We start from the raw sequence: 15,584 nt of genomic DNA, 5'->3' as shown, positions 1-15,584 counted from the left end.
CCCCCCCCCCCCGCCGATCGAGACGACCGATGCGGATCGCCCTCATCTCCCGACGCTATCCCCCCCTAATCGGAGGAGCCGAGAAGGCCCTCAGCTACCTCGCCCCCGCCCTGGCCGAGCTGGGCCACGAGGTCGACGTTCTCACCAGCCGGCCCCCGGGCGCCCTCCTGCCGGAGGTCGAGCCGGTGCCGACGGCGAAGGGCTCTTGCACCGTCCATCGGCTGGCGACCTCCCGCCTGCGGTTCGTCGGGACGTGGCTCTATATGAAGAACCTCCGGCGGTGGCTGGAGGAGCACCCGCCCGAGCTGGCCTACGTGTCGATGCTCAAGCACGACGCCTACGTCGCCGTCGACGCCGGCCGGAGGCTCGGCTTCCCCGTCGTGCTCCGGCCCGAGGGGGCGGGAGAGACGGGGGACCTGGCCTGGCAGTCCTGGGGGAACTTCGGCCGGACGATCGGCGAGCGCACAAGGCAGGCCGACGCGATCGTCGCCATCTCCCGGCCGATCGAGGACGAGCTCCGCTCGGCCGGCTACCCTCGGGAGAAGATCCACCGCCTGCCCAACGGCGTTCCCGTTCCTGATCGCATCTGGCAGCGTCGAGAGGGCTGGCGAGACGCCCCGACCGCCGCCTTCATCGGCCGCCTGGCGCCGGAGAAGGGGCTCGACGCGCTGATCAAGGCCTGGCCGATCGTCCGACGCTCCTTCCCAACCGCCCGGCTGGTGATCCACGGCGAGGGGCCCGAGGGCCCGACCTTGCAGGCCGGCGTGGGCAAGCTCGGCCTCGGCGACGCCATCCGCTTCCCCGGCCCGACGGCCGACCCGATCTCCTCGCTCCGAGAGGCGGACCTGTTCGTCCTCCCTTCCCGGGAGGAAGGCATGAGCATCGCGCTGCTGGAGGCGATGGCGCTGGGCATCCCGGTCGTCGCCTCGTCGATCCCCGGCAACCGTCGGCTCATCTCCGACTTCAAGGAGGGCCGCCTCGCCCCGGTCGACGACCCCGAGGGGATGGCCCGGGTGATCGTCGAGCAGTGGACCGAGTTCGACCGAGCCTTCCACATGTCCCGGGCCGCCCGGAAGAAGGTCGAGGGGACCTACGCCGTCCCCGAGGTCGCCCGGCGGCACGACGAGCTGTTCCGGGCGCTGGTCGCGTCTCGGGGCTGAGCCGGCCCTCGGCCTCCTCTCCCCGCCCGGCCCCCGGCCTCGGGGCGCCACGACGGCAATCCGACTTCGAGACGCCCACTGGGAGAGGGGAGGGGGGGATGGCGGCGGTCGTCGCGATCGAGTGGTCCTGGCGGCGGTTCGAGGCGCTGTCGGCGGGCGAGCTGTACGAGCTGATGGGGCTCCGCCAGCGGGTGTTCGTGCTGGAGCAGCGGTGCGCCTACGTCGACGCCGACGGCCTCGACCCGGTCGCCTGGCACCTGCTGGGGCGTCGAGGCGGCGAGCTGATCGCGGCGGCCCGGGTGTTCGACCGCCGGCCCGGGGGAGACGGCGAGGCGTCCATCGGCCGGGTGGTGGTCGATCGGTCGGCCCGGGGAGCCGGGATCGGCCGGGCGCTGATGGTCGAGGCCATCCGCCGGTGCGGGGACGTGGCACCGGGGCGGGACGTCTTCATCCAGGCGCAAGCACACCTAGAGCGGTTCTACGGCGGGCTCGGGTTCCGAAGACGATCGGGCCCGTACCTGTTCGACGGGATCGTGCACGTGGACATGACCCGGGGGCCGGGCGACTGACGCCCGGTTGCCGGCGTCGACGCGGAGGCGTGCGAGGATGCCCGCACGGCGGGGAGGGAGGCGGGGCGGCTCGGCCGATTCGGGCCAATTGTCCTTGCCGAGGGGAGGGGAGGCCCGTAGGATGGGGCCAATGGTCGTGGATGAGGCCGCGAAGATGTTCCCATGCGAATCGACGTCGGGCCCCCTCGAGCTCAGAACGGTGGAGGGGCCCGTGCGTTGAAGCAAGCCGTCGGCATCGCGTGACGATCGAACGGCGTTCGAGTTCTCGTGGCGGCACCCGGCCGAGGGTCGGGGGGTTGTCGACTCGCTTCGAGGCGGTGCGACGTTGGAGAGCATGCAACAGGCCGAGGCCGGCGGCGTGGCCCTGTCGTCCCGTCGGGGCCCGGTGGGACCGGGGAACGGGATGCCGGGCCTGTGGTGGACCGCCGGGCCGGACGGGGCCGTCGACGCCGTGGGGGGCCGCTGGCGCGACTGGACCGGACAGGATCCCGCGCTGGCCGTCGGCGACGGTTGGCTCGGCGCCATCTCGGCCGAAGACGCCTTGCGCGTCCGATCGGCCTGGAGGGCGGCCGTCGCCTCGGGAGCGCCCTTCCGCGAGCGATTCCGCGTCGGCCCCGGGCCGGATGGCGTCCTCCGGAGGCTGGCGGCCGCCGCCGAGCCCATCCGGGATGACGACGGCCGACCCCTCGGCTGGTCGGCGCTGGCGATCCTCGACCCGGACGCCTCCCCCCTCGCCGGGGCCGGACCGGCCACGGCCACGGCCGGGGACGAGACGAGAGGGGAGGACTTCGCCATCTTCTGGATCGCCTCCCGGGACGGCTTCCGGCTGGCGTCGGTCAGCCCGTCGTGCGAGCGTCTCCTCGGCCGGTCGGTCGCAGAGCTGACCAGCGGGCTCGCCTGCTGGGCGGAGCTGGCCCACCCCGACGACCGCCCCCGGGTGCTCGAAGCCTACGCTCGCCGGGCCTCGGGAGAGGAGGCGGCCGTCTCCTACCGGCTGCTCCGGCCCGACGGCTCCTCCGCCCGGGTGCTCGACCGCGTGCTGCCGGCGCTGACCGAATCCATGGGGGACCCGGCCCGGATCTTCGGCGTGCTCGAGGACGTCGGGCCGGAGCCCGACCTCCCGACGGACGGGCCCTCCTCGCCCGACTCCGAGCGGCTGCTGGAGCTGATCGAGGGGCTGGGGGACCTGTTCCTCGCCGTCGATGGCCAATGGCGCTGCGTCTCGGCCAGCGACCAGGCCTGCGCCGTGCTCGGCCGGGACCGATCGGCGCTGGTCGGCCGAACGCTCTGGGAGGCGGTGCCCGAGCTCGTCAACTCGGTCGGCGAGGAGCTTCTGAGATCGGCCCTGGCCGGGAGGACGGCGGTTGAGTTCGAGCAGTTCCTCGGCCCGTCGGGGCTCTGGTTCGAGTTCCGCTCCTACCCGGTCGCCGACGGGCTGGCCCTGATCGGCCGCGACGTGACCGAGGCGAAGGCCAACCGCCTGGCGCTGCTGGAGGTCGAGGAGCGCTACCGGCTGGCCGCCGAGGCGGTCGTCGGCCTGATCTACGACTGGCGGCTGGAGTCGGGCCTGGTCCACCGCTCTCCCGGCCTGTTCGGCCTGCTGGGAATCCGCCCCGAGGAGGCCGAGCCGACCGACGACTGGTGGCGCGCCCGCATCCACCCCGACGACCTGCCCGAGCTGGACCGCCAGCGGGCCAAGCTGCTGGCCGACCCCCGCCGCCAGCACTACAGCTTCGAGTACCGCGTCCGCCACCGGGACGGCCACGACGTCGACGTCTGGGACAAGGGCTTCTGCGTCCGGGACGCCGGGGGACGCCCCGTCCGCATCGTCGGCAACGCGATCGACATCTCCGAGCGCCGCCGCGCCGAGGAGGCCCTCCGCGAGGCCGACCGCATGAAGGACGAGTTCCTCGGCATGCTCGCCCACGAGCTGCGCAACCCGCTCTCCCCGATCCTCAGCGCCGCCCAGGCCCTCCGCTCCGGCAACAGCGACCCCGGCGGCGAGCTGGTGGCGATCATCGAGCGCCAGGCCCACCACATGGGGAGGCTGGTCGACGACCTGCTGGACATCTCCCGGATCAGCCACGGCCAGCTCCGGGTCGAGCCCCGGCCGATGGACGTCGTCGCGCTGGTCCGCCAGACCCTCGGCACCTTCGCCGAGCTGTTCCGGGACAACGGCCTGACCCTCCAGGCCGACTTGCCCGAGGCTCCCCTGGCCATCTGGGCCGACCCGACCCGGCTGGCCCAGTGCGTCGGCAACCTGCTGCACAACGCCGCCAAGTTCACCGAGCCGGGAGGCGCGGTGACGGTCGTCGTCCGAGCCAGCCCCCAGGACCGAGAGGCGCAGATCATCGTCCAGGACACCGGCATCGGCATCTCCCCGGAGGTCCTGCCGACCCTCTTCCGCACCGACTCGCAGGCCGACCGCAACCCGGGCCGGTCTCGGGGGGGGCTGGGCCTCGGCCTGGCCCTGGTGAAGAACCTCGTCGCGATGCAAGGCGGCCGGGTCGACGTCTTCAGCGCCGGCGAGGGCCAGGGAAGTACCTTCACCCTGCGGCTGCCCCTCCGCCAGGACCTGGCTGACCAGGTCGACCCGATCGTGCCGGAGCAACCCCAACCGGCCGAGCCCCCCGCTCCCCCCCGGGCGCTGCGGCTGCTGGTGGTGGACGACCGCCCCGACATGGCCAAAATCCTCAGCCGGATGCTCCGGGCCGAGGGGCACGAGGTCGCCGAGGCTGGTGACGCCGAGCAGGCCCTGGCCCTCGCCCGCCGCCTCCGCCCCGAGGTGGTCATCTCCGACATCGGCCTGCCCGGCCCCGTCGACGGCTACGGCCTGGCCGAGGCCCTCCGCGCCGACCCCGACACCGCCTCCGCCCTGCTGATCGCCGTCACCGGCTACGCCCGAGCCGACGACCGAGACCGCGCCTTCCGCTCCGGCTTCGACGAGCACCTGACCAAGCCGCTCGACTTCGCCGCCCTCTGCCGCCGGCTGGCGGAGATCTCCCCCCGATCCCCGCTCGCCGGCCGCCGCCACTAACCAAGGCCCCCGAGCCTCCCCTCCTCCGGCCGGGAGCCGCCTCCTCGACCGCATCCCCTCGCGAAGGCGAAGGGGGGCTCAGGAGCCCCGCCACGCCCGACGCCGGATCATCGCCCCTCCGGTCACGGTCTTCACCCGGTTGAAGCCGTGCTGCCGCAGGATCCGCTGCGCCACGTGCGATCGCAGGCCCGTTCGGCAGGAGACGACCGTCTCGGCCGCGGGATCGAGCTCGCCGATCCGGTCGCGCAGATCATCCAGGGGGATGTTGATGACCCGATCGACCCCCGGGAACGGCGCCTCGGCCACCTCCGCCGGCGAGCGGACATCGACGAACTGCGGCACCCCGGCCAGGTCGGCGTCGGGCTCAACAAAGTCGGCCAGGCCGTCCAGCTGGTTGCAGGCGGCGAAGGCGGCCAGATGCACCGGATCCTTGGCGGCGCCAAAGGGGGGGGCGTAGGCCAGGTCCAGCCCGGCCAGGTCGGCCACCGTGCCGCCAAAGTGCAGGGCGGTGGCAATGACGTCGATCCGCTTGTCCACCCCGGCGCCCCCCAGCGCCTGGGCGCCCAGCACCTTGCCCGTCCCCGGCTCGTACACCAGCTTCAGCGTGATCGGCTCGGCCCCCGGGTAATACCCGGCGTGGTTGTTGGAGACGACGACCACGCTGCGGGCCTCCCTCCCCAGCTTCCGCGCGAGGGCCATCGTCAGGCCGGTCATCGCCGCCACGCGGTCGAAGACGCGAACGATCGCCGTGCCGAAGACCTCGGCCATCGGCCTCGCCTTGCCCGAGGCGGCGTGCTCGCCGGCGATCCTCCCGGCGCGGTTGGCGGGGCCGGCCAGGGCGATCCGAAGGGGAGAGCCCGTCGGCCCGTAGGCGTATTCGGCCGCGTCGCCGACGGCGTAGATGTCAGGATCACTTGTCTGCATGAACTCATTCGTTGCGATCCCGCCGCCCGGAGGGGGGCCGATCTTCAGCCCGGCGTCCCGGGCCAGGCCGAGGTTCGGCCGCACGCCGAGCCCGAGGATTACCACCTCGGCCTCCAGTTCGGCGCCGCTGGTGAGCCTCACCCCCCGAGCCCGGCCGTCGGGGCCGGTGAGCACCGCCTCGATGCCGTCCCCCAGGCACAGCGCCACGCCCCGGGACCTCAGGTCGTCTTCGATGGGGCGGACCATCTCCGGGTCGAACAGGGGGAGGATCCGCGGCTGAAGCTCGGCCAGCGCGACGCGGAAGCCTCGGCGGACAAGCTGCTCGACCATCTCCAGGCCGATGTAGCCGGCGCCGACGACGGCGGCGGTCTTCGCCCCGGAGGCCTCGACCGCGGCCTTGATCCGGTCGGAGTCCTCCAGGTTTCGCAGCGTGAAGACGCCCGGGGCGTCGGCGCCGGCGATCGGCGGCACCAGCGGCGAGGCCCCGGGGGCGAGGATCAATCGGTCATACGGCTGGACGTAATCGGCCCCCGAGCCGTGGTCGCGCACGGCGACCGTCTTCGCCTGGCGGTCGATCGAGACGACCTCCTGGCGGGTCCGCACGTCCAGGCGGAAGCGGCGCTCGAGCAGCTGCTTCGGGGCGACGAGCAGCTTGGCCCGATCGGCGATCTCGCCGCCAATGTAGTAGGGCAGGCCGCAGTTGGCGAACGAGACATCCTCGTCCTTCTCGAAGAGGATGATCGTCGCCCGCTCGTCGATCCGCCTCGCCCTGGCCGCCGCCGAGGCCCCGCCGGCCACGCCGCCGACGATCACGATGGTCTTACCCGATGCGTTCATCGCCCTGGACTCCTGCCGAGCCGGCCGTTTCCGCGCCCTTCGCCTCCGAGCGATCGGTGCCGGAGGCCGCCCGCATCCCCCATCGTACCGCCCGGCCCATCCCGAGGGATCCCGCCAGCATCGCCAGGCCCGCCGCCTGCAGCGCCAGGCCCGTCCCCAGCCCGATCGGCGCGATGCGCAGCTCCAGCCTCCCGGCTCCGTCGGCCCGGGCGACGAAGGGCCGGCCCCACTCGGCGCAGCGGAGGCCGGCGAAGACGCGATCGCCGTTGACCAGCCACCACGACCCCGGGTTCTGGTTGATGTGGATCTCCTGATGAGGCTCGACCCGGAAGACCACCCGGTTCGGCGTCCAGACCTCCGGCTCGACCGCCCTCCCCTCCGACCACGCCTCGCCGACGTAGTCGGGATGCCCCCGCCAGAGCCGGGCGGTCCCGGCGCCGGTGTCGTAGCCCAGCAGCGGCTGAATCGATCGGATCGTCCCGAAGCCGAGCATCGTGTTCGGGAAGGCCGGCATCGATTCCAGCTGGATCGCCTGGCCGTCCGACGGGCCCGGCGCGTCTTCCGGAGGCGGCGGGCCCAGCGCCACGGGCAGGACCCGGTGAGCGTAGCAGACCAGGTCGGCCCCCATCGCCAAGACCAGCGCCGAGGCCAGCACCCCGAGCCACCGGGGCCGGGCCGACCGCATCCCGGCCACCGCGCTCCCCGCCGCCAGGCCGACCCCCAGCATCCCCACGATCCGCCACCGCGTGACCGCGTGCATCGTCCGGAACACCTGCCAATACGACAGCCAGAAGCTCGGGTGGTACCACCGAGACGCCCCCAGCCCCAGCGCGAAGGCCACGATCGTCAGGGTGTGCCACCACCGCCAGCCCCTCGCCAGGCTGGCCGCCAGCAGCGCGACGCCCACCACGCCGATGTAGCAGTTCGACTCCCAGAAGATCGGGACGGACACCGACCGCAGCCGAGCTTCCGAAGGCCGGACGAGCATCTGCTCGAAGAAGGCGATGGGCCTCAGGTCGATCAACATCCCGACATCTCGGGGGAAGTCTCCCATCACCGCGAGGGTCGTCCCCAGCCGCCAGCCGGAGAGCAGCAGCGTCAGCCCGACCGCCAGCACTCCGTGACAAACGTAGCGCACCCGACGCTCGCCGCGCTCGGCCGACACCCCGCGCAGGCCGACCGCCGCGGCCACGATCGCCGCGTACACCGTCGCGTAAGAGATGCCCCCCAGCAGGGCGAACGCCCCCCACAGGCCCAGCGCCACCCCCTGGCCAGGACCATCGGCCAGCCGGGTGGCGTGGTAAACGAACCAGGGCAGGACGCAAAAACTCATCGTGACATAAATGCCCGCAACCGTGTAAACCGTCACGCCTCCGTTCAGGCCGAAGACCAACCCGGCGGCGCAGGCGGCCCACGGATCGCCCAGCCAGAGCCGGGCCAGCCGCCGGGCCCCCTCGACGGCGATCATCAGCCAGATCACCGCCGCCAGCCGTACCCCGGCCCCGGCCCCCAGCAGCAGCGACAGCGGCGCCGCCGGCGCGGCGAGGCCGCACTGCGGATCTCCGGCCAGCGGAAAGCCTCCCCGGGTCCACGGGTTCCACCAGGGGAACTGGCCGTAATCGAGGACGGTCCTGCGCACCGCCTCGTACAATTGCAGATAGAAATCCCAGTCGCCGTAGCCGATCCCCGGCCGCTGGAGCAGCGGCCAGGCCAGCGAGGCCGTCGCCAGGGCCAGCACCCAGGGCAGGAGCCGGTCCGCCGGCCCGACCGGACCCGGCCCGTCGGCCGGCGACGGCCAGCGGTCCCCCGGCCGGACCCGACACAGCCGAGCCCCCCCCAGCCCAATCAGCCCGATCAGCCCGAGCATGCCGGCCGTCCGCCGCACCGGCCACGGGATGGCGAAGAACAGGTCCGGCAGCAGCGTCATCCCCAGCGCCGCCGGCACCGCCAGCGCCGCCACGAGCCTCGGCCGACGCCTGGCCGCCCGCCACGCCCGTCGCGTGACCTGGCCCGCCCGATGGGGGAGAGATCGGCTCACGATCGACTCGCGGCAGGCATGCACGCCCCCCCTGGGCGGGATCACGAGAGAGATCTTGGGACCGGCCGCCGGGGGACGGGCCGGTCCCTCAGGTCGCCCCGGTCAGGCGATGTCGGTCACGCCCGGCACCGGGATCGGGTCGCTCGGGGCGTCTCCCCACTCGTACGACTCGGGGCCGAGCCGCTCGGGGCTGTTCATCGCCTCCTCCCAGGTGATGGCCCGGCCGGTGTAGGCGACCATGCGGCCGAGGATCGCCAGCAGGGTGGAGGTGGCGGCGTCCTCACCGTTGTTGATCGGCTCCCCCTTGCGGAGGGCGGCGTACATCTCGTCGTGCTCGGTCTGGTACATGTTGTTGGCTTCGCCCCGGTAGCGCCAGCGGTTCTCGCCGCTGATCCGGCTGCCGAAGACGTCGCAGATGCCCTTGGAACCGATGAGGTAGTCCTTCACCTGGTTCTCGCAGTTGGCCCAGTGGCGGCAGTGGTGGTAGCCGCGGACGTCGTCCGGGTACTCGTAGACCACGGAGAAGTGGTCGTAGATGTTCCCGTACTTCGGATCGGTGCGCACCTGACGGCCGCCGACGCCCCAGGCCCGGATCGGGGTGACCCCCTTCATGGCCCAGTTCATCGTGTCGATGCCGTGCACCGCCTGCTCGACGATGTGGTCGCCGGAGAGCCAGGTGTAGTAGTACCAGTTGCGCAGCTGGTACTCCATGTCGCTGGAGCACTCCTCTCGGGTCTTGCGCGGATCCCAGACGCCCTGGCTGTTGTAGGTCGTCTCGATCGCCCGGATGTCGCCGATGGCGCCGTCGAAGACCTGCTGCATGGTGGCCCGGCGGGGGTAGTGATACCGCCAGCAGAAGCCGTGGACGACCGAGAGGCCCTTCTCCTTCGCGTCTCGCACCGACTGCAGGTACTGGCGCAGGCCGACGGGGTCGACGGCCATCGGCTTCTCGACGAAGGCGTGCTTGTTCTGCGCGACCGCGTAGGCCAGGTGCTGCGGGCGGAAGTGCGGCGTGGTGGTGAGCACGGCCACGTCGCAGGAGTCGATCACGTTCTTGTAGGCGTCGAACCCGACGAAGATCGTGTCCTCGGTCACGTCGACGCGGTCGCCGACCCGGGAGCGGAGCAGCGTCTGGAGGCTCGACTCGGCGCGGTCTTGGAACAGTTCTCCCATGGCGACGAGCCGGCAGCCCTCGTCGGCCGTCAACGCCTGCTCGGCCGCGCCGGTGCCCCGGCCGCCGCAGCCGACCACGCCGACCCGGATCGTGTCGCTGCCAGCCGCGTGGGCCACGTGCGCCAGGTTCGCCGTCGCCGCCGCTCCGGCGGCCGCGGCCGAGTTCATCAGGAAGATCCGGCGGTTGGGCTTGCCGTCTCGCATCGGGGGGCTCCTCGGTCCGATCCAGGTGGGTCGATTCGATGCTCCGGGGGCCGCCGCCGGACCCGGGCGATCCGGGACCGCTCCCATCCGGCCTCCCCCGAGGGCGGGAGCCCTCAGCTTAACAACCGTTGCACACCGACGATAGATGGGGACGACCCCGCTCACCCTCTCGGAATCCGGGAGGGGCGGGGTCGTCTGGTCCTCGGAGGCCCGGCGATCCGAGGGCTCCCGCACGCCCCCCGACACCCCGGGGGCCCGCTCAGCGGGATCGGGTCCAGGCCATCGGCTGGCGAAGCCGCAGGCTACCGCCCTCGCTGATGACCCGAGTGACCCAGTCGATGTTGCGCCTCAGCTCCTCCCGGGAGCGCTCGAAGGCCCGCCCGCTTTTCCGCACCGAGCGCAGGCAGAGCCACGACACCAGGCCCGACACCAGGGCGAACCCGCCCGCCACGGCGAGGTAGGCGCCGAAGCGAGGCAGCCAGCCCGCGAAGACAACCCCCTCGGCCACGCCGACCAGGGCGATCGGCACGCAGCTGACAAGCACGGCCAGCCCGATGACCAGGCCGATCGCCGGGACGCGGGCCTCCTCGACCGCCTCGGCCAGGTCGGCCCGCGCCAGGCGGACTTGCAGGTCGGCCAGCGTGCACACGTCGTGGCCCAGCTCCGTGAGGCTGCCCTGCAGGCTGTCGGGCACCTCGATGCCGAAGAACGTCAACGTCTTTTGATGAACCATCCCACCATCGCTCCCAGGGCCAGGGCCACGGCCAGGGACCGGGCCGGGTGCCGGACGATCTGCTCCCGGGTCGAGGCGAGGGCCTGCTCGAGGCCCGCTCGGGCCTGGTCGTACCCTTCTCGGGCCCGGGCCGAGAGCTCCGCCGCGGCCTCGCGCGCCTGCTCGGCGGTCGGGGCGTCAGCGGGGACGCCCAGGTGCTGACTGATCCGGTTGAACACGGCTCCCCTCCTCTGGCCTCCCGCCGGCCGCCCACGGCGACTCGGCCAGCCGGCCTTCGATGAACTGGATCGCGTAGTTTTGCGCCGCCCGCAGGGCGATCGGCGCCAGGAACCCCAACGCCATCGAGAACAGCCCCTTGGTCCGGGCCTTCTCCTCGGCCCGTTCCTCCACGGCCTCTCGGTAGCGCGGTTCGGAATGAACGCGACCGAAATCATCACGTTCGAGAACCTTGATCCGATGCCTCGGCACCAGCAGCCAGGCCGCCAGGAAGCCCACACCGAAGGCGGCACTCACGGCCGGCCAGGGGGCGCCGCGGACGTAGCCCCGCCAGTCCAGCGTGGCCTGGAGATGCTCAGCCGCCACGTTCACATCCGCATGGATCTCGCGGCGGATCTTCCCCATCTCGCGGCGAATCGCGGCGATCTCCTCCTGGTTGGCATGGGGTCGCTTGGTCGTTGCCACGACGGGCCTCCCTCCAGGGTGTTCGCGCGGGGTCCGATCACAGCCCCAGGAAGCCGGCCGCGTCCCGGACACGGCGGACGGCCGATTCGCCCAAGTCGTGCGCCTGGCGCGAGGCGCCCCGGGCCGCCGATCGCCCCATCGCCTCGACCCGGTCCCCCAGCTCCCGAAGCGAACCGGAGAGGTCATCCAGCGACCAGCCCGACCGGCGATCTCTCGGCACCAAGGCCACGATCGCCAGCCCCAGGCCCAGGCCCAGCCCAAAGCTTGTCCAGACCGCGGTCATCGGCCGGCGGCCGACCGCCCCCCGGAACCGGTGGTCCGCCTGCCAGGCCAGGTGCTGGGCTCGATCCGCCAGCTCCTCGGCGTGCTCGGCCAATGCGTCGGCCCGCTCGCTCAGCCGAGCCGCCAGCCGTTCCTGCTCCTGCCGGTCCTTCTGCCCCACGCCCCGCCCGTTGTTCGACGAGCTTTTCTTGCGGGTGGCCATGATCGTCTGCCTCCTCCCGGTTGCCACGGTCTTCATGGCGGCGCCCGGCCCCGTCGCATCCGAAACCGGCACGCTCGACATGAGCGCATGCGTCTTCTGTTCTGAACTCGTTGATCGACTCGAACACGACTCCTCGGGTCGCCAACGAGCCGGCCACGCTCCGGCTCAGGTTGCAAGTATCATGCCGACGACCGGCCACAACGCCACCCGCACGATCGGCATCGGATCGCCGACGTCCCGGCTCGGGAATCCACGACTTCGGCACCACTGTTGCACCATCCTGATTGTCGGAGAGCCCGGCGGCCGTGCCGGGGCGGCCGACCCGCTCGAACCGGCCGTCGGGGCGCCTGATCCGAGGCCGTCCGGGACGAGGACCGCCTCGGACCCCCGCTCCGATCGGGCATCAACCAATCCTCGACCGCCAACACGGAGGCACCTCCCATGAACGCCCAGACCCTCCAGGGCCACTGGAACCAGATCCGAGGCCAGCTCAAGTCGAAGTGGGGACAGCTGACTGACCAGGACCTCGAATTCGTCGAGGGGAACGTCGATCAATTGATCGGCAACATCCAGCGCAAGACCGGGGAGTCTCGCGAGGCCATCGAGCGCCATCTCGACACCCTCATCAGCCAGGGCTCCGCCGGCATCGCCGCCGCCACCGAGCGGCTCCAGGGGGTCGCCCACTCCGCGGCCGAACACCTGCGCAGCGGATACGACTCCGCCCGCGAATCGCTTCACGAGCGGTACGACTACGCCGAGGACCTGGTCCGCACCAACCCGATGCAGTCCGTCGGCACCGCCTTTGGCGTCGGCGTGCTCGTCGGCGTCACCCTCGGCCTGCTGCTCCGCCAGCGCTGAGCCTCCGCCCCGGCCGGCCCGCCTCCTCCCACTCGACTGCGGGTCGGCCCGGGGCCATCGCGACGGAGACGGTTCCCTCTGCCCCTCCAAGGCTCCCCTCGCCGACCGATCGGCCTCCCCTCGTTCCGATCGCCGCCATCCCCCTTCCGGCTTCACCCGGTCGTCGTCCCGCCTCCTCCCCCGTCATCCGGCCGGTTCCCTTGCATTCTCGATTCCGGCCCGACCATGATGGTGACCCACCCGGGAGCAGCCCGACGTCCTCTCGCCGGCCTCGGACATGACCGACCCCCGCCTCTTCCCGCTGCTCACCGATCGCCTCCGGCTCGACCGGCCCTCGATGGCCGACCTGCCCGACTACGTCCGCATGAACGCCGACCCCCGGGTCATGGCCACCCTCAACGGCGTGAAGACGGCCGAGGAAACCCGGGCGATCCTGGCCCGGCTGATCGACCACTGGGACCAGTTCGGCTTCGGCTGGTACACCGCCCGAGACCGCTCCTCCGGCCGGTTCGCCGGCCGAGGAGGCCTGCGCCGGGTGGCCATCGCGGGCCGGGACGAGGTCGAGATCGGCTACGGCTTGCTCCCCGATGTTTGGGGGCTCGGCCTGGCCACCGAGCTGGCCCGGTCCTGCGCCCGGCTCGGCTTCGAGGTGCTCGGCCTGGCCGAGCTGGTCAGCTTCACCCTGCCCACCAACCTCGCCTCCCGACGGGTGTTGGAGAAGGCCGGCTTCACCTTCGATCGCGACACCGAATACGCCGGCCTCCCTCACGTCCTCTACCGCCTGACCGCCGACGACTGGCGCCGAGCCGTCTCGGGAAGCAACCGGGGCTGACACGGCCTCCCCCGGCCTCCAGGCCCTCTCGGCCCTGTTCAATACTTGCATTCCAGCGCCGGCATCCACCCGGTACGCTGACGGCGTGGACCGCTGATCGCCCCTCTGCCGGTTCGGATCCGGGGAGGCGCCGGGCCCCTTGAGGTCGACCAGCTCCGCGATTCCCTGCCGCCGGTCGCCGACCGCTCCCTGGCCGCTCTGATCGACGAACCGCGACGCCCCAGGGCGGCTCGACTCCACCCTGGTGGTCCCCCTTGGCCCGTTCGGCCGTCCCCCGCCGCCGATGAGCCGCACCTTCCCCCTCTTGACCGACCTTCCCGTTCGAGCCCAGTTCTCCTGACCGATCCTCCCCGGCCGGCCGGCCGGCGGCTCTCCCCTCCCCTCGACCCCTGCCGATTTCCCGGGCAATGCTGCCCAAACCGGCGCGCCTCTCCTGGCGATCCCCCGTCGCCCACTCCCCAACACTCGCAGCACAACCACAAAAACCGCAAGAGCTTACGCTATCACCCCCGAAAACGTCCCGGCTCGGTACGCGGCTCGCGTTTCCGGCTGGGCTCCCGGGGTCGGACCGATGTTCGCGGACGCTGGGCGCGGGAATCGACGGGAGGCCCGGGTCGAGTCGATCCCCCTTCCATCAGCCCGCAACGCTCGGGTCGACCCGACCACCGGCCTCTCCAGGATTGGCGTCCTCCGCGATCCGGGCACTCCGGGATCAGACGACCGAGACCGCCAGGCAACACAACCGCTGTGAGGAAGAGACGATGACGGAACGTCCCGGGCTCGAGGGGATGATGCATCGGGTCGAAGCGCTGGAGCGGGCCAACCTCCGGCTCGAGCGAGAGCGCCGACGCTGGCGATGGGCGGGGGGATCGGCCGTGCTCGTCGCCCTGGTGCTGATCGCCGGCGGCGCGAAGGAGGCCGACGAAGCGGCCGACGAAGCGGCCGATGAACTGGAAACCACCCTGGAGGCCGAGCACTTCGTGCTGAGGGACGCCGAGGGCCGCATGCGGGCCGCCCTGGCCATCCGCCCCGACGGCACCCCCGGCTTCGGCCTCTTCGACGAGAACGGCCAGGTCCGCCTCTCGCTCGACCTGGCCACCAGCGGATCACCCGGCGTCAACCTGCACGACGAGCATGGCACGCTCCAGGCCGCGCTGACCGTCCGCCCCGACGGCACTCCCGGCGTCGGCCTCTTCGACGACCAGGGGAGGCTCAGCCTGTCGCTCGACTCCGGCGCGGACGGCTCCGCCGGCATCAACCTCTACGGCGGTCAGGGAGTGCTCCGAGCCGCCCTGGCCGTCCGGCCCGACGGCACGCCGGCCCTCGGCCTCTTCGACGACCGCGGCCAGATCCGACGCTCCTTCGACCTCGACGCCCCCGGCCTCTCCTCGCCGGCGGCCGCCTCCCGCTGACGCCAAGCTCGATCGAGAATCCCGCCGGGGACATCCCCGGCGGGATCCGTCCAGGCGATCGCGCCCGACACTCGAACCAAGCCGAGCCGAGGCGAGACGCCTGGCTCAGCTTCCGGCGGCCCCGGGGATCCAGGGCTTGAGCATCGGAATCCGGCGCCCGGTGCCTGGCTCTCGGTAGCTGCCGCCCTGGGTCCATCCCCAGCCGAGCAGGCGGCCGACCGGGCGATTGGCGGACGGCCTCGGGACCGAGATATAGCCGGGCGTGTAGCCCGACCACGCCTGCACCGGCGCGTACCCGGTCCACGACGCGGCCGGGTTGTAGCCGCTCCAGCCGGCCCCCGGCACCGTCACCGGCTGCGCCGGCATGGCCGCCACGGCCGGGCCGGTCGTCGCGTAGGCCGGGCCGCTCCAGGACGAGCCCGGGGCGTACGTCTGCCACGGGGAGACCGGCATCGGGACCGCGGCCGGTGGGCTCACGTAAGAGCCGCCCCACCCCTGCTGGGCCTCGGCGGCGAGAGGGAAGGCCATCAGGACGAACCCGAGGCCGACGATCGCGAGGCCGCCGTGAATCGCCTTCTGCCGGGGCGTGTTCATGGCTATCCTCCGTGTTCGGTTCGAAAGAATTGTTTGGATGCGTGGGAG

The 15,584-nt window shown here is 72.3% G+C and carries 14 protein-coding genes; 6 read left to right on the top strand and 8 right to left on the bottom strand.

Annotation, left to right across the window (positions count from 1 at the left end):
- From TsocGM_RS21495 to TsocGM_RS21485, 3 genes are all read left to right on the top strand, one after another.
- Positions 1-1,160: glycosyltransferase family 4 protein (locus tag TsocGM_RS21495; protein ID WP_233579085.1), on the top strand; the 1,160-nt coding region annotated here is incomplete at its 5' end.
- A gap of 98 nt (positions 1,161-1,258) precedes the next feature.
- The gene (locus TsocGM_RS21490) at positions 1,259-1,729 is read left to right on the top strand and encodes a GNAT family N-acetyltransferase (protein WP_126727521.1); all 471 of its coding nucleotides are present in this window, start codon (positions 1,259-1,261) and stop codon (positions 1,727-1,729) included.
- Between the two features lie 334 nt (positions 1,730-2,063).
- Entirely contained in the window at positions 2,064-4,766 is a 2,703-nt protein-coding gene (locus TsocGM_RS21485; RefSeq protein ID WP_126727520.1) for a PAS domain-containing protein, read from the top strand.
- A gap of 78 nt (positions 4,767-4,844) precedes the next feature.
- On the opposite strand, the gene TsocGM_RS21480 is transcribed toward TsocGM_RS21485, so the two are convergent.
- The 7 genes from TsocGM_RS21480 to TsocGM_RS21450 form a co-directional block, all read right to left on the bottom strand.
- Entirely contained in the window at positions 4,845-6,527 is a 1,683-nt protein-coding gene (locus TsocGM_RS21480) for an FAD-dependent oxidoreductase (RefSeq protein ID WP_126727519.1), read from the bottom strand.
- Positions 6,511-8,565: a hypothetical protein gene (locus tag TsocGM_RS21475; RefSeq protein WP_126727518.1), complete on the bottom strand. Its 2,055-nt coding sequence runs from the start codon at positions 8,563-8,565 to the stop codon at positions 6,511-6,513. The genes TsocGM_RS21480 and TsocGM_RS21475 overlap by 17 nt, the downstream gene beginning before the upstream one ends.
- 102 nt (positions 8,566-8,667) lie before the next feature.
- Positions 8,668-9,942 (bottom strand): Gfo/Idh/MocA family protein, encoded by a 1,275-nt coding sequence (locus tag TsocGM_RS21470; protein WP_126727517.1) that lies wholly within the window; start codon positions 9,940-9,942, stop codon positions 8,668-8,670.
- A gap of 259 nt (positions 9,943-10,201) precedes the next feature.
- Positions 10,202-10,675 (bottom strand): phage holin family protein, encoded by a 474-nt coding sequence (locus TsocGM_RS21465; protein ID WP_126727516.1) that lies wholly within the window; start codon positions 10,673-10,675, stop codon positions 10,202-10,204.
- Positions 10,654-10,893 carry a hypothetical protein gene (locus tag TsocGM_RS21460; protein ID WP_126727515.1) on the bottom strand — a complete coding sequence of 80 codons (240 nt, stop codon included), beginning with the start codon at positions 10,891-10,893 and terminating at the stop codon, positions 10,654-10,656. The genes TsocGM_RS21465 and TsocGM_RS21460 overlap by 22 nt, the downstream gene beginning before the upstream one ends.
- The gene (locus tag TsocGM_RS21455; RefSeq protein ID WP_126727514.1) at positions 10,853-11,356 is read right to left on the bottom strand and encodes a hypothetical protein; all 504 of its coding nucleotides are present in this window, start codon (positions 11,354-11,356) and stop codon (positions 10,853-10,855) included. Before TsocGM_RS21455 ends, TsocGM_RS21460 begins: the two co-directional genes overlap by 41 nt.
- Positions 11,357-11,393: 37 nt before the next feature.
- Positions 11,394-11,840: a hypothetical protein gene (locus TsocGM_RS21450; protein ID WP_126727513.1), complete on the bottom strand. Its 447-nt coding sequence runs from the start codon at positions 11,838-11,840 to the stop codon at positions 11,394-11,396.
- 441 nt (positions 11,841-12,281) lie between these two features.
- Between TsocGM_RS21450 and TsocGM_RS21445 the strand changes: the two genes are divergently transcribed.
- The 3 genes from TsocGM_RS21445 (at position 12,282) to TsocGM_RS21435 (ending at position 14,942) form a co-directional block, all read left to right on the top strand.
- Positions 12,282-12,698, top strand: a complete 417-nt coding sequence (locus tag TsocGM_RS21445; protein WP_126727512.1) for a CsbD family protein — start codon at positions 12,282-12,284, stop codon at positions 12,696-12,698.
- Positions 12,699-12,975: 277 nt separating this feature from the next.
- On the top strand, positions 12,976-13,530 hold the full coding sequence (locus TsocGM_RS21440; protein ID WP_126727511.1) for a GNAT family N-acetyltransferase: 555 nt from the start codon (positions 12,976-12,978) through the stop codon (positions 13,528-13,530).
- Positions 13,531-14,291: 761 nt separating this feature from the next.
- Positions 14,292-14,942, top strand: a complete 651-nt coding sequence (locus tag TsocGM_RS21435; RefSeq protein WP_126727510.1) for a hypothetical protein — start codon at positions 14,292-14,294, stop codon at positions 14,940-14,942.
- Between the two features lie 105 nt (positions 14,943-15,047).
- On the opposite strand, the gene TsocGM_RS21430 is transcribed toward TsocGM_RS21435, so the two are convergent.
- Positions 15,048-15,536 carry a hypothetical protein gene (locus TsocGM_RS21430; RefSeq protein WP_126727509.1) on the bottom strand — a complete coding sequence of 163 codons (489 nt, stop codon included), beginning with the start codon at positions 15,534-15,536 and terminating at the stop codon, positions 15,048-15,050.
- Between the last annotated feature and the right edge of the window lie 48 nt (positions 15,537-15,584).

It is taken from the genome of Tautonia sociabilis, assembly GCF_003977685.1.
Classification (GTDB): domain Bacteria; phylum Planctomycetota; class Planctomycetia; order Isosphaerales; family Isosphaeraceae; genus Tautonia; species Tautonia sociabilis.
Note: the sequence above shows the minus strand (reverse complement) of the source record. Positions and strands in the feature narration are given on the sequence as shown.